The organism is Caballeronia sp. LZ034LL (genome assembly GCF_031451215.1).
Taxonomy (GTDB): Bacteria; Pseudomonadota; Gammaproteobacteria; order Burkholderiales; family Burkholderiaceae; genus Caballeronia.
Genome location: NZ_JARUXR010000004.1, coordinates 886,628 through 900,764 on the forward strand (window position 1 = coordinate 886,628; position 14,137 = coordinate 900,764).

Here is a 14,137-nt window from a genome sequence, read left to right on the forward strand (position 1 = left end):
GCGGCGTCCGAAGGTGCGTCAGAAAGTGCTCCAGCCGTCGGCGCTGACTGTTGCCGGGCGCGTGATCGCTACCGGCGCGGCGTGTCGGGCGGGCTTGACTGCCGGGGCTTGCACCGCCTGAACGAAGCGGGACGGCGCGCCGCCTTCCACCACGAAAAACGCCACGGCTTCATTGAGCCGGCGGCCCTGCTCCTCGAGCGAAGTCGCGGCGGCGGCGGCTTCCTCCACCAGCGCGGCGTTCTGCTGCGTGACTTCATCCATCTGGGTGATGGCCTGATTGACCTGCTCGATGCCGCGCCCCTGTTCCGCCGAAGCCGCCGCGATCTCCTGCATGATGTCCGTCACCCGCGCGACGGCCTGCGTGACTTCGGCCATCGTCGTGCCGGCTTCACCCGCGAGTTCGGAGCCGTTGCGCACCTTGTCGACGGAAGCGGCGATCAGTTCCTTGATTTCCTTCGCCGCGCTGGACGAGCGCTGCGCGAGGCTGCGCACTTCGCTCGCCACGACCGCGAAGCCGCGGCCCTGCTCGCCGGCGCGCGCCGCTTCGACCGCCGCGTTGAGCGCGAGAATATTGGTCTGGAACGCGATCCCTTCGATGATCCCGGTGATCTCCGCAATCTTGTCCGAGCTGTCGCTGATGCCGTTCATCGTCGCGACAACGCGGCCCACCACGTCGCTGCCCTTCCTGGCGATCTGCGATGCGTTGGACGCCAGCGAGCTGGCTTGCTGGGCGTTGTCGGCGTTCTGGCGGACCGTCGAGGTGAGCTGTTCCATGCTGGCCGCGGTTTCCTGCAGCGACGCGGCCTGTTCCTCGGTGCGCTGGCTCAAATCGGTATTGCCGGTCGCGAGTTCCTTGGCCGCGCCGCCCACGGCGCCGCTGCTTTCGCGCACCCGGCTGACGGTCTCGGTCAGACGCGCATTCATCTCCGCGAGCGCGCGCAGCAGGTCGCCGGTTTCGTCCTTACCGTCGGCGACGATGCGGCTCGTCAGATCGCCGCGCGCCACCGTCTGCGCAATGTCGACCGCCGCGCCGATCGGCCGCGTGATCGAACGGATGATGGCGATGCCCGCGATCACCGCGAACAGCGACGCCGCCACGCACAGCGCAATCAGCACATTGCGCTGGAACACGTAGCTGGCGTCGTAGTCGCGCACGATCTCTTCGCGGCGCGCGATGGTGTAGCTCGCGTAGTCGTCGGTGGCCTTGACGAGCTGGGCGAGCAGCGGACGGCACTGGTCGTCCATCTTGACGATCGCGTCCTCATGCTTGCCCGCCAGCGCCAGAGCGACGATATCGGTCGCCACCGGCCCGTACAGCGTCTCCACGCGCGCCATCTCGGCGACCAGGCTGCGGGCCTTCTCGCTGGTATCGGTGGCGCTCGCGATCATGTCGCGCAATTGCTTGAGCCGCGCCTGCACGTCCTCGTGCGCGCGCGTGACGGCTTCCTTTTCGATCTCGACGTCGGCGGGCTTCGTGACCAGCACCAGGTTGCGGGCGGCGATGGCGCGGCGGTCGACGGCGGTGCGGATCTGTGCGGCGACATCGGCGCGGGCGTTGATGCCGTTCACGTAGTGCGAGAAGCCGTCGGTGGCCACCGACAGCGCCCGCAGCGACATGCCGGCCACCAGCACGACCAGCACGGCCAGGATGCCGAATCCAGCGATCAGCTTGTTTTTGATCGTGATGTTCTTGAGGTTCATGGTTTGGGTTCTCTCAGGGTCCGTTGTGGGACTGTCGGCGCCGTAGGGGTTCGATTGAACGTTTGCCCTCATGCGGGGCGCGGCGCTCTAGGTACTGATTACGGCCTGCGGCCATCGCTCTTAAGATCAGACAAGTAAATAAGTCTGAACTTTGTCCAACCTTTGCGGCCTGTGCAAATCGGGGATACTGAACGGCCGTGTTGTTCCGTCGCTCACTCCTGATATCAATCCATGTCCGATTTACTCGACTTCCGTACGACCGAATTCGAAGCGGCGCTTGCCGCGCTTCCGCCGACGCCCACCGCCAGCGTTGCCACCGACGAGTCCTGGTGGAACGCGGTGCGCGGCCTGTATCGTCAATCGGATGAACTGATCAACCTGGAGAACGGCTTCTGGGGCGCCATGGCCGAGCCGGTCAGGCAGATGTTCGAGTACTGGACCGATCGCGTGAACCGCGAGACGACCCTGCTGATCCGGCGGCACTACGCGCCGCTGCTCGACGGCCTGCGTACGCGGGCCGCGGCCGCGATGGGCTGCGCGCCCGAGGAGATCGAGCTGACGCGCAACGCCACCGAGGCGCTGCTGGCGCTCATCAGCGGCTACAACCGCCTCGCGCCCGGCGACACGGTGTTGTACAGCGACCTCGATTACCCCTGCGGCAAGGACGCGATGGAATGGCTGCGCGAACGGCGCGGCGTGACGCCGGTGCGTCTCGTGATCCCCGAGCCCGCCACCCGCGAAGCGGTTCTGGACGCGTATGCGCAAGCGCTGCGCGCGCATCCGCGCACGCGTCTCGTGCTGCTGTCGCATGTGTGCTTCGCTACGGGACTGGTCATGCCGGTGGCCGAACTATCGGCGATGGCGGAACGGGCGGGCGCGGATGTCATCGTCGATGCCGCGCATTCCTGGGGCCAGCTGGACTTCGACGTGCCCGCGCTCGACGCGCCCTTCGCCGCGCTGAACCTGCACAAGTGGATCGGCGCACCGCTCGGCTGCGGGGCCATTTACGTGCGGCGCGGCCATGTCGCTTCGATCGATCCGTATCTCGGCGATCGCAGCTGGCCTGCCGACGACATCCGCGCGCGCGTCCACACCGGCTCGCCCAACTTCGCCGCGTGGTTCACGGTGCCGGCGGCGCTGGAGCTGCACCAGCGCATCGGCGCGCACGCGAAGGAAGCGCGGGTGCGCGCGCTGCGCGACGCCTGGGCGGAACCGGCCCGCGAGATCGACGGCGTGCAGATCCTGACGCCGCCCGATCCCGCGATGACCGCGGGCATCACCGCATTCCGGCTACGCGGCCATGCCGGCAAGGCGGGCTGCGATGCGCTAGTGGCCGCGCTGAGCGAGCGCTTCGGGGTGTTCACGGTGACGCGTCCGGGGCCCGAAGCGGGCGAAGTGGTGCGGGTGACGCCGGCGGTGTCTTCGCGCATGGAGGATGCGCAGCGCCTGCTCGACGGCATCAGGACGCTCGCGCGCGGGGCTTGAGGCTCGCGCTTTCAGCCCGCGACCGGCCGCGCGTCCAGCCGTTCGATCAACGCTTCGAGCGCCTCCGAGCACGGCGCTTCCACTTTCAGCGCGAGCAGCGCGTCGGCGCGTGTCTTGCCGAGATTGATCGCCGCGATCGGCTTGCCGCTCTTCGCCGCCCATTCGCAGAAGCGGTAGCCGGAATAGACCATCAGCGACGAGCCGACGACCAGCATCGCATCGGCGCCTTCGAGCGAGCGCGCCGCGTCCTCGACGAGCGGACGCGGCACGCTTTCGCCGAAGAACACCACATCCGGTTTCAGCAGGCCGCCGCAGCGCGTGCAGCCGGGCACCTCGAAGGCGGCGAAGTCGAGATCCTCGATCTGCGCATCGCCATCGGGCACGGCGGGCGCCGTGTGGCCCACGAAGTCCGGGTTCAGCGTCTCGAGCAGGCGCTGCACGGCGGAGCGCGTGTGCGGCTCGCCGCAGGCCAGGCAGCGCACCCGCCCGATGTTGCCATGCAGCTCGATCACGTCCGGATTGCCGGCGCGCGTATGCAGGCCATCGACGTTCTGCGTCACCAGCCGATGCACGCGCGAACGCGCGGCCAGCGCCCGCACCGCGTGATGCGCGGCATTGGGGCGGGCCTGCTCGACCATCGGCCAGCCGATCAGACTGCGCGCCCAGTAGCGGCGGCGCGCATGATCGGAATCGAGAAAGTCCTTGAGCAGGATGGGCGAGCGGCCGGTGCGCTGGCCTTCGCGGTCGCGATAACAGGGAATGCCGGACTCGGTGCTGATGCCCGCGCCCGACAGCACGAACAGCCGCGGATGCCGTTCGACGAATTCATGAAGCTGCTGCACGTGTCGTCCTTCGACGCGCGTGGGGGACGCGTCCGTATCGATCGATAGAGTCAAAATATACGGGCAAACCGGCCGCGCCGCTGGCCTTACCAATTTTACGATTGGTAAATTGGCTTGACCAAATGAGTGACCCTCGCTAGATTGTCGGCACCCCACTCCAACGACACATCGAGACAATCCGCATGCTGACCGTCATCTGCGAAACGCCCGGAACCCTCAAGGCCGAACAGCGCGACAAGCCGCAACGCGGCGCCGACGAAGTCCTGCTGCGCGTGAAGCGCGTCGGCGTGTGCGGCACCGACCTGCACATCTTCACCGGCAATCAGCCGTATCTCTCCTATCCGCGCGTGATGGGCCACGAACTGTCGGGCGTGATCGAGGAAGCGGATCCGGCGAGCGGCCTCGCCGCCGGCGACACCGTCTACGTGATGCCCTATCTCTCCTGCGGCACATGCATTGCCTGCCGTCAGGGCAAGACCAATTGCTGCGTGAACATCCAGGTGCTCGGCGTGCATCGCGACGGCGCCTTCACCGAATACCTGAACCTGCCCGCGCAATTCGTCCACAAGGCCGAAGGCGTCACGCTCGATCAGGCCGCGATGGTCGAATTCCTCGCGATCGGCGCGCATGCCGTGCGCCGCGCCGACGTCCAGCCGGGCCAGCGCGTGCTGGTGGTCGGCACGGGGCCGATCGGCATGGCTGCGCTCACCTTCGCACGGCTGCGCGGCGCCCATGTCACCGCGCTCGACACGCGCGCGGACCGCCTTGCGTTCTGCCAGCGCGAGCTCAAGGTGGATGCCACCGTGCAGATCGGCGCGAACGACAAGGACGAGTTGTCGACGCTCACGAACGGCGAATTCTTCGATGTCGTGTTCGACGCCACCGGCAACCCGCGCGCGATGGAACGCGGCTTCGAATTCATCGCGCATGGCGGCAAGTACGTGCTGGTGTCGATCGTGCCGGACCGGCTCTCGTTCGCCGATCCCGAGTTTCACAAGCGCGAGGCGACGCTGCTGTCGAGCCGCAACGCGACTCCGGAAGACTTCGAAACCGTGCTCGCCGCGATGCGCCGCGGCGACGTGCCCACCGACGCGCTCAACACGCACCGCCTCGCGCTGCACGACGTGCCCGAACGCTTCTCTTCGCTGCTCGATCCGCAGGCGGGCGTGGTGAAGGCGATCGTCGAGTGCTGAGGCCTCAAGCCGGCGCGCCGCGTGCAAAGCGCGGCCGTCCGTGCGCGTCGTGCCATGGCTCGGCGCTCTTGCACCAGATCTCGTAGTGCGGCGGGAACAGGCCGGTTTCATCGAAGAGACCGGTCGGCACTTCCACTTCATCCACGCCGTCGAACGCGAGATAGACCGGCGACCCGCATGACGGGCAATGATGCCGCCGGCCCGTCGCGGAACTCGACCACGCACGCGTGTCGCCCGACACCTGCACTGCGTGGCGCGCGAAGATCGCGTAAACGCCGAACGGCGCGCCGTGAATGCGCCGGCAGGTCATGCAATGGCACAGGTTCACTTCCTTCGGCTGGCCGGTGACGCGGATCCGCACCGCGCCGCATGCGCATTGTCCTTCGTGGACCGGTTGAGGATTCATGGCCTGTCTCCGTCTGGGTTCGCCGTCTGCAATTCGCCCTATGAACCGAGCAATCGACGCCGCGTGACGCTGGCGCTTTGGGCGTTGAAAGTGTCTTTCGACTCGCCTGCACGTTCGATACCATGACTTCAGCGGCGCTTGCAAACCTCACGCGGACCTTCCCACGAGGCGGCGCTCGACGGCAAGCAGCAGGCCGTCATCGCGCTGGCCCGGCGCGCGAGATGCACGATCAGAACGATCACCCGGGACCGTCCACGTGAGGTTCGTATGCGCGCGCAGCAGCCGAATGACGAGTCCCGTTCGCCCGATCACGATTCATCCCCGGCGCGCATGCGCCGCGCCCGCTGGCTCAGACGGTCGCTGCACGTGATCGTCGCGGTGGCCATCGCTGCATGCGGCGGAGGCGGAGGCAGTTCGGGCGACTCATCGAGCGCGTCCAGCGGGTCGGGGTCGGCGTCCGGAAGCGGCAGCGCTGGCAGTTCCGGGAGCGGGACGTCATCGGGAACCTCATCGGGCAGCGGGACCGGGACCGGAAGCGGCATGGCTTCAGGCGGCAACACCGGAACCGGCAGCGGAACCGGCAGCGGCTCCACCACCGCTCGCTCGTCCCCCACCGATGTCCTGATGCATCACAACGACCTCTCCCGCAGCGGCCAGATGCTCGCGGAAACGAAGCTCACCCTCGCGAACGTCAACGCCTCGACCTTCGGCAAGCTGCGCATGCTGGCCACCGACGGCCGCGTCGATGCCCAGCCGCTGCACGTGACGGGCCTGTCGATCGGCGGCGTGGCGCACAACGTGGTCTACGTCGCAACGGAGCACGGCAGCCTGTACGCGTTCGACGCCGACACCGGCGCGCAGCTCTGGCAGATCTCCCTCCTGGCCGCAGGCGAAACGCCGACGACGACCGCCTGCCAGGACTTGTCGCCGGAGATCGGCATCACGTCGACACCCGTGATCGACCGCTCGCGCGGAACGAATGGCGTGCTCTATGCCGTCGCGATGAGTTCCGACGCCAATGGCCGCGCGCATCATCGAATGCATGCAATCGACCTTGCGACCGGCGCCGAACTGTCCGGCGGCCCGCGCGAGATCGCGGCGACCTATCCCGGCACCGGCAGCAACAGCGTGAACGGCGTGATCACCTTCGATCCCGCGCTGCACACCGAACGGGTCGCGCTCACGCTCGTGAACGGCAATCTCTACATGGGCTGGACCGCGCACTGCATGTCCGGTCCGTACACCGGCTGGGTCATGGCCTACAGCGCCGATACGCTCGCACAAACGGGCGTCATCAACATCACCGCGAACGGCGCACAGGGTTCCATCTGGATGGCGGGCTCGGGCATGGCTTCCGACGGCAGCCACGTGTACCTCATCGCCGGCAACGGCTCGTTCACGCCGACGCTCAATGCGCAAGGCTTTCCCGTCGACGGCAATCTGGCCAACACGTTCATGAAGATATCGCTGGCGCCGGACCTGAAGATCGTCGATTACTTCGCGACGATGAACAACGTGCAGCAGGCAGGAAACGACGAGGACTTCGGTTCCGGCGGACCGCTGCTGCTGCCCGACCAGACGATGAGCGACGGCACCGTGAAGCGCCTCGCGGTCGGCGCGGGCAAGGACAACAAGATCTATGTCGTGGACCGCGATGCCATGGGCAAGTACAACCCCAATGCGAACGACAACTGGCAGACGCTCGTCGGCACGCTGGCGGGGGGCATCTGGGGATCGTCGGCGTACTACAACGGCGTGGTCTACTACGGCGGCCTCAACGACAGCCTGAAGGCGCTGCCCATCAGCAACGCGATGCTCGCGACCACCGCCGCCTCGCGCAGCGCAACAGCCTTTCCCTACCCCGGCACGACGCCCGCGATCTCGGCGAACGGCGCGGCCAACGGCATCGTGTGGGCGCTCGAGAACGGCGCGGTGGGTGCGCTGCATGCCTATGACGCGGCCAATCTCGGGCGCGAACTGTACAACAGCAATCAGGCGGGCACGCGCGATCAATGGGGCGCGGGCAACAAGTTCATCACGCCGATGATCGCGAACGGCAAGGTCTTCGTGGGCACGACGACGGGTGTCGCGGTGTTCGGGCTGCTGCAGTAATTGCAGCGCATGCGCGCGTCCGATGCAACGGACGCGCGAATCTCAGCTTCAGCGCACGAAATAGCCGCGGTTCTGCATGCAGTCGCTGTAGGCGCGCCAGTAGCGCACCATCGGCGGCTCGGGCGGAGGAAGGGGCGGCATCTTCATGTCGCCGCTGAGGATGGCGTCGGATGCACCAGATGCGGCCGCGATGCCCGATGCCGGCAGCGCCGCCGATGCCCCCTGCGGCGCTGAAGCGGCGTGTGCGCCTGAAGCGCCCGCCACGGTGGCGGCGGACGCCCCCGAAGCCGCCACCGCCGACGACGCTGCGGAAGCCGCCAGTGCCCCCGATGCGACCGGCGGCAACGGCGGCTCGACGGCACGCGGCGGCGAGAGCGGACGCGGTTCGCGAGGCGCATCGCGCGGCGGCGTCTGCGCTTCGCGCGCCATGTTCACTTTGGTGTTCTGGTTGGCGTAGGCGTAGCAGGCGGCGGTATCGACCGATTGCTGCCACGAACTCTGACTGCGGCCGGGCAAGGCCAGCGGCTGTTGCGCGGCAGCGGCGCCTGACGCTGCGAGCAAGGCGATTCCCGCGTAAGTGGAAAGTCTCATTTGGCTTGCTGTTCCCCGATGCGGTGTTATTAGTCGTTGCAGACGGCTTCCCGCCGGCCGGTCCGGGCGCGCACGCACGCACCGGAATCCGGACGGCGCGCGTCTGCGCCGGGCCTGCTGTCAAGGATACCGCGCAAGCAAAACCGTCCACGCCAGAAGCACCGGCTTCTTCCGCCATTTTTCAGACAAGGCGCGGGGTGCTGAACGGCGTCGGCCTCAGAACTTCATGCCGATGCCCACGCCGAGCACCCATGGATCGATCTTCAGCGAACCAAGGTCCGCGCCGTCCGCCGACGCGCTCGTGCGCATCCAGATCTTCTTCAGATCCGCGTTGACGAAGAGATTCTTCGCGACCTGCACGTCGACGCCCACCTGCAAAGCCGGACCGAAGCTGCTGTGATTGATCGACACGGGCGTCGCGCCCGCCTTCAGCTTGTCGTTGTAGAAGACCGTGTAGTTCACGCCCGCGCCCACATACGGACGCACGCGGCCCGCATGATTGAAGTGATACTGCAGGAGCAAGGTGGGCGGCAGCACGCCGACGCCGCCCAGCCCGCCCACGTTCGACGTCACCTGATGCCGCGACGTCGCCAGGATCAGTTCCACGCCGATCTGGTCGCGGATCATGTAGGTGAAGTCGAGTTCGGGAACGATCGCGTTGTTCACGCCGGCGTCGAGCGTGCCCAGCGCGCCGCCCGCCTTCACCTCCGGCTGAATGCTGATCGCACGTAGCCGCACGAGTATGTCGCCCGCATGAAGCCCGCCGCCTGGCACGTTCGCCGGTGTGTCATCGCCGGCGCGTGCTGGCATTGAAAACAGCGTGACGCATGACAGCGCGATCACGCCTGCAACCACCCCTGGTGTCTTTCTCATTTCCGTTTTCCCGCGTTGAAAATGAGGATTTTCCCGAGGGATGACGCCCGCGCCCTTGATGGCCATCAAGCCGGCGGCACGTCCCGAGGCTTAGGCACGCGAGGCTTGCGCATCGACAAGCAATCGACAAGTGATCGACGCAATCATTGTTGCGCGGGCGGGTCCGCGTCTTGCTGACTTCTAAGCAAAGTGCAGAACAAAGGGAGGCGCAAATGAAACCCACACTCAACGCACTCGGACGCATGGCGGGGGTTCTGCTGGGCGGCACCCTGGCGATGGTCGCGAACGCGCAGCAGCCGAACAAGCTTCAATACGACAGCACGCCTGCTTACCAGGAGCACAACACGACGCCGCCCGCGGCCGCAGCCGCGAACGCCAGCGATGCGTTGAAGACGCGGCCCGGCAAGGAATCGGCGGGCAAGGCTGAAGCGGCAAAACGGCCCAACGGACTCGGCTTCGATGCCGGCTCCAGCACCATGGGCAAGAAGCAGTAAAGCAGCTGCGTCGCTGGAACGTCAGGACTCGTTGGGCCAGGGCCACGTGGCATAGCGCGACGGCTCCGGCGTCGAGGCTTCGTGCGCCGGCGCCGCGCTGTGCGCCTCATCCGGAAGATTTTCGCCGAACCATGCGACGTCCTTGCGACGCTCCTGCACATAGGCATTCCAGCCTTCCGCGCGGCCGTCGAACAGATCGTGCTTCACCGTGTTCGCGAGCATCGGCCGATTGAGCGTTTCATCGAGCAATGCCTTTGGCCAGACGAAGAATGCACCGGACGCGCGGCGCATGAAATCGCGCGGCGCCATGTCGGGGTCGATGAAGCCGAGCAGCGTGAAGCCCGCCAGCGCGTCGTTGCTCTTCAGCGCGTCGCCGATGCTTGCATATTCGTCGGCGCATTGGCTCACGCAGAACACCGCCTCCAGGACGTCGCCCAGATGCAGCAGCAACGCGCGGCGGTCGTAGGGATCCTGCGTGGCGGTTTCGTGTTTCGTCATTCGCTGTTCCGATATGTCGAGAGTGGATGGCGCGGCATGCGATGCACGTCCTGTGCCCGCCTTTTTACACGCGCCGCGATCACCTGAATTCTAGCGAACGCTTCGTGACGCGTCGGCGAGCCGCGCGGATCATTTCGCGAAGCGTGCTCGAAAGCTCGCCCGATAATCGTTCGGCGACACACCCAGCCGCCGCGCAAACACGAGCCGCATGCGATCCGCCGTGCCGAAGCCGCATTCATACGCGACCGTCTTGAGCGGCGTGTCGCTGCTTTCGAGCGCATTGCGCGCGGCATCTACCCGCGCGCGCTCGACGAACTCATGCGGCGTCATCCGCGCGAGCTGCACGAAGGCGCGCGCGAAGTTGCGCTCGCTCATGCCGGCCACGCTCGCGAGCTGCGCCACCGAAAGCCGCGCGCCAATGTGCTCCATCACATAGGCCTGCACCTTCGCGACGGGCGAGGTGTCGTCGGCGGGTGCGCTGAGATACGGGCTGAACTGCGACTGCCCGCCGCGTCGCTGCGCAAACACCACGAGGCGTTTGGCCACCGCGAGCGCCACCTGCGGGCCGTGATCTTCCGCGACCAGCGCAAGCGCCACGTCGATGCCCGCCGTCACGCCCGCCGACGTGACGAGACGGCCATCGCGCATGTAGATGCGATCCAGCTCGACCCGCGCACGCGGAAACGCATCCGCCAGCCGGCGTGCGTCCTGCCAGTGCGTGGTGACGTCGCGTTCGTCGAGCAGGCCCGCATGGCCCAGCGCGAACGCGCCGGTGCAGATGGAGCCATAGCGTTCGCAGTGCGCGGCGACATCGGTCAGCCAGCGGGTCAGCGCGGGAATCGGCGGCTGCGTCGGCAATGCGGGGCCGCCCGCGACGAGCGCCGTGCCGTAGCGCTGGCCTGGGGCACCGAAGGCGACATCGGCCAGCAGACGCGTACCGTTCGATGCCCGTACGACGCCCTCCTCCGGACCGACGAGCGTGATCGCGTAGCCGCCCGTGGCGGGCACGAAGCCGTTCGCTTCGGCGAAGACATCGAGGGGACCGGCTACATCGAGCGCCTGCACTCCAGGGAAGATGGCTATCGCAACGGTATGCATTGAGCAAGAGTCCGTGAAACGCGTGTGGCAGAAGACGGCGTGCGCTTGGCAGGCTTCGGCGCATCGTTTCGATTGAGGCCGACGCGCGTTTTGCCGAGACTGATCACTGTCGCAACGCACTGATCCAGCCCGGCGGCGACTGCTGCGATTCTAGCAATGCAAGGCTTCATGTTCCTCACGTTTCGCCTGTTTCGAACGTGTTTCAACGCGCCGCCGGGTCCACTCTCAAGGAGTCTCTGTCATGAACGAAATCATCGCAGGCATCAAGATCCCGGATAGCCGTCTCGCACGCGAAGCCACGCAACTCGTGCGCGACACCGAGCCCGACCTGCTCTATCACCACTCGCGCCGCGTGTTCCTGTTCGGCGCATTGACCGGCGAACGCAAGCAGCTCAAGTACGACGCGGAGTTGCTCTACATCGGCGCGATGTTCCACGACATGGGCCTCACGCCGGCCTACAGCAGCCCGCATGACCGCTTCGAAGTCGATGGCGCGAACGCGGCGCGCACGTTCCTGCATCAGCATGGCATCGGCGAGAGCGATATCGAGCAGGTGTGGGACGCGATCGCGCTGCACACCACGCCGGGCATTCCGCAGCACAAGAAGCCGGTGGTGGCGCTGGTCACGGCGGGCGTCGAAATGGACGTGCTCGGACTCGCCTACGACCAGTTCACCGACGATCAGCGGCGTCTCGTGGTGGCCGCCCATCCGCGCGAGCCGAACTTCAAGGAAGGCATCATCGATGCCTTCACGCAAGGCACGATCAACAAGCCGGAATCGACCTTCGGCAACGTCAAGGCTGACGTGCTCGCGCTCAAGGACCCGAACTACCGGCGCCTGAACTTCTGCAGCATCATTCTCGGCTCCGCCTGGAACGACCAGCCGCACGATCACGCGAACTGCCGCAACCCGGCGCACGCGCACGGCTGAGCGGGAGGTTCATCGGCAGATGTTGTACGGCCCCATGTCCACGTGGAAGTGGGTCTTGTGCAGCGCGTTGTAGTCGGGGCCGAGCGTCGTGTCGAAGGAACGGCACGCGCCCGCGTGGACCCGGCGCAGGAAGAGCGCGTCGGGTGACGCGTCATCGTCCCAGCGGGCGAGCGTGACGCGGCGGCCATCGTCGAGCACGAAACCCGTCAGGTCGATGGCGTTCGCGCTCGCATGCTGGCTCAGCGCCGTGTCCTGCTGATGATTGACGTTGCGGCACGCATAGCTGCCTACATGCTCGATACGCGTCACGCCTTCGCCGAAGGTTTCGCGCGCGGCGGGTTGCAGGTATTGATGCTCGAAATACGCGAGGCCGAGCGCGAGCGGACATGTGGCAAGAAACGGCGCGCTGAAGCGCACGTCTTCTGTCTGCGTGACGCGCACCACGTCTTTCAGCAGACAGCCGCCCTGGCCCGTTGCGTCCGCCATGCGGCGATAGACCAGCCCGGAGCGCGCGAGCGCGGCGTCGCAACGCTGCGGGTCGTGCATCGCGCGCCACAGCTTGAACTGCGTGAACGTGTCGGGCGGCGCACGCACGTCGAGCGGCGCGAACGGATCGTAGCGTTCGGGCAGCGCGATGCGCCGCGAATACACGCCATAGCCGAAGGCCAGCGCGCCGGCCAGCATGGCCAGCAGCAGCCAGCCGATGATCCGTCCCGCCATGCGTCGCTCAGGAATGATCGGCGGCGTGCGCGGAATTCACGCGTTCCGCGAGTTTCGCATCGTAGCTCGAATGCACGTGCATGTGTTTCTTGTCGGGATAGGCGTACGCATAGGCCTTGCGCAACGCGAGCGAGGCCTCGTGAAAACCCGACAGAATGAGCTTCTGCTTGTTCGGATAGTTGGCGATATCGCCCACCGCGAAAATGCCCGGCCGCGATGACTCATAGTTCGACGTATCCACTTCGATGCGGCCGCCGCGCACGTCGAGATTCCAGGTCGCGATAGGACCGAGCTCCGAGACGAGGCCATACAGCGCCACGAGCTTGTCCGCCGCGAGTTCGGTCGCGCCTTCGATCTGCTTCACGCGCACGTGTTCGAGCCGGCCTTCCGGGGCATCGAGCGAGTCGATCATGCCGACCACGAACTTCATCTCGCCCGCGTCGACGGCGCGCTTCATCGCCGCGACCGAATTCGCCGCCGCCGAGAAGCCATTGCGCCGATGCACCAGCGTCAGCGACCGAGCGATGTCTTTCAATGCGAGCGCCCAGTCGAGCGCCGAATCCCCGCCGCCGGCGATCACTACGTTCTTGTCCGCAAAGTCCGCCGCGCGCGACACGCTGTAATGCACGTCCGTGCCTTCGAGCGCCGCCGCTTCGGGCACCTGGAGGCGCTGCGGGACGAAGGCGCCGTTGCCCGCGGCGATCAGGATCGCGGCGCAATCGAAGCGCATGCCGTTCTCGGTGGTCACGGTCCAGCGATGATCGGCCTCGCGCTGGGTCACGGACTGCACGCGCTGGTCGAGATGGATGGGCACGTCGAACGGGCGGATCTGCTCGAGCAGGCGGTCCACGAGTTCGCGCGCGGTGCAGGACGGGATGGCGGGAATGTCGTAGATCGGCTTGTCGGGATACAGCTCGATGCATTGCCCGCCGATGCGGCCGAGCGTATCGACCATCTGGCATGTCAGGCCGATCACCCCGGCCTCGAAGGCGGCGAACAGGCCGACGGGGCCGGCGCCGATGATCAATACGTCGGTGGTGATGGTGTCGCTGCTGGGGGTCATGTCGTGGGATTCCTGTAGCGGCTGCGTGTTCCGTGCAGCACGGTTCAGGCCACGATACAGAAAGCACGGTGATGGAGCAATGAAGGCCCTTGTCGCGGAGCGGCGATTGGACGGGGTGCCGGATCGGCAG

The 14,137-nt window shown here is 66.6% G+C and carries 14 protein-coding genes; 5 read left to right on the forward strand and 9 right to left on the reverse strand.

Features of this window, described 5'->3' with window-relative positions; genetic code table 11:
* Positions 1 to 18: 18 nt before the first annotated feature.
* Positions 19 to 1,701 carry a methyl-accepting chemotaxis protein gene (locus tag QCE83_RS31470; RefSeq protein WP_309820302.1) on the reverse strand — a complete coding sequence of 561 codons (1,683 nt, stop codon included), beginning with the start codon at positions 1,699 to 1,701 and terminating at the stop codon, positions 19 to 21.
* Between the two features lie 231 nt (positions 1,702 to 1,932).
* Between QCE83_RS31470 and QCE83_RS31475 the strand changes: the two genes are divergently transcribed.
* A complete protein-coding gene (locus tag QCE83_RS31475; protein ID WP_309820305.1) occupies positions 1,933 to 3,186 on the forward strand; it encodes an aminotransferase class V-fold PLP-dependent enzyme in 1,254 nt (417 codons plus the stop codon).
* Between the two features lie 11 nt (positions 3,187 to 3,197).
* Here QCE83_RS31475 and QCE83_RS31480 read toward each other — a convergent pair whose 3' ends face one another.
* On the reverse strand, positions 3,198 to 4,085 hold the full coding sequence (locus tag QCE83_RS31480) for an NAD-dependent protein deacetylase (protein ID WP_404986161.1): 888 nt from the start codon (positions 4,083 to 4,085) through the stop codon (positions 3,198 to 3,200).
* A 125-nt stretch (positions 4,086 to 4,210) separates the two neighbouring features.
* On the opposite strand from QCE83_RS31480, the gene QCE83_RS31485 reads away from it, so the two are divergent.
* Positions 4,211 to 5,221, forward strand: a complete 1,011-nt coding sequence (locus tag QCE83_RS31485; protein ID WP_309820307.1) for a zinc-binding alcohol dehydrogenase family protein — start codon at positions 4,211 to 4,213, stop codon at positions 5,219 to 5,221.
* A gap of 4 nt (positions 5,222 to 5,225) precedes the next feature.
* On the opposite strand, the gene QCE83_RS31490 is transcribed toward QCE83_RS31485, so the two are convergent.
* Positions 5,226 to 5,627: a GFA family protein gene (locus tag QCE83_RS31490; protein ID WP_309820310.1), complete on the reverse strand. Its 402-nt coding sequence runs from the start codon at positions 5,625 to 5,627 to the stop codon at positions 5,226 to 5,228.
* Positions 5,628 to 5,957: 330 nt separating this feature from the next.
* Between QCE83_RS31490 and QCE83_RS31495 the strand changes: the two genes are divergently transcribed.
* Complete coding sequence (locus QCE83_RS31495; protein ID WP_309821194.1) at positions 5,958 to 7,739, forward strand: PQQ-binding-like beta-propeller repeat protein; 1,782 nt, start codon at positions 5,958 to 5,960, stop codon at positions 7,737 to 7,739.
* Positions 7,740 to 7,787: 48 nt separating this feature from the next.
* Here the strand turns inward: QCE83_RS31495 and QCE83_RS31500 are convergent, their stop codons facing one another.
* Both QCE83_RS31500 and QCE83_RS31505 read right to left on the reverse strand, forming a co-directional pair.
* A complete protein-coding gene (locus QCE83_RS31500; protein WP_309820313.1) occupies positions 7,788 to 8,330 on the reverse strand; it encodes a hypothetical protein in 543 nt (180 codons plus the stop codon).
* 216 nt (positions 8,331 to 8,546) lie between these two features.
* Positions 8,547 to 9,140 (reverse strand): OmpW family outer membrane protein, encoded by a 594-nt coding sequence (locus tag QCE83_RS31505; protein WP_309821195.1) that lies wholly within the window; start codon positions 9,138 to 9,140, stop codon positions 8,547 to 8,549.
* Positions 9,141 to 9,415: 275 nt separating this feature from the next.
* On the opposite strand from QCE83_RS31505, the gene QCE83_RS31510 reads away from it, so the two are divergent.
* Entirely contained in the window at positions 9,416 to 9,697 is a 282-nt protein-coding gene (locus tag QCE83_RS31510) for a hypothetical protein (protein WP_309820315.1), read from the forward strand.
* Between the two features lie 21 nt (positions 9,698 to 9,718).
* Here the strand turns inward: QCE83_RS31510 and QCE83_RS31515 are convergent, their stop codons facing one another.
* Complete coding sequence (locus QCE83_RS31515; RefSeq protein WP_309820317.1) at positions 9,719 to 10,195, reverse strand: hypothetical protein; 477 nt, start codon at positions 10,193 to 10,195, stop codon at positions 9,719 to 9,721.
* Between the two features lie 129 nt (positions 10,196 to 10,324).
* Positions 10,325 to 11,293 (reverse strand): DJ-1/PfpI family protein, encoded by a 969-nt coding sequence (locus tag QCE83_RS31520; protein WP_309820319.1) that lies wholly within the window; start codon positions 11,291 to 11,293, stop codon positions 10,325 to 10,327.
* 241 nt (positions 11,294 to 11,534) lie between these two features.
* On the opposite strand from QCE83_RS31520, the gene QCE83_RS31525 reads away from it, so the two are divergent.
* A complete protein-coding gene (locus tag QCE83_RS31525) occupies positions 11,535 to 12,224 on the forward strand; it encodes an HD domain-containing protein (RefSeq protein ID WP_309820322.1) in 690 nt (229 codons plus the stop codon).
* 9 nt (positions 12,225 to 12,233) lie between these two features.
* Here the strand turns inward: QCE83_RS31525 and QCE83_RS31530 are convergent, their stop codons facing one another.
* Entirely contained in the window at positions 12,234 to 12,944 is a 711-nt protein-coding gene (locus QCE83_RS31530) for an extensin family protein (RefSeq protein ID WP_309820324.1), read from the reverse strand.
* A 7-nt stretch (positions 12,945 to 12,951) separates the two neighbouring features.
* On the reverse strand, positions 12,952 to 14,007 hold the full coding sequence (locus tag QCE83_RS31535) for an NAD(P)/FAD-dependent oxidoreductase (RefSeq protein WP_309820326.1): 1,056 nt from the start codon (positions 14,005 to 14,007) through the stop codon (positions 12,952 to 12,954).
* Between the last annotated feature and the right edge of the window lie 130 nt (positions 14,008 to 14,137).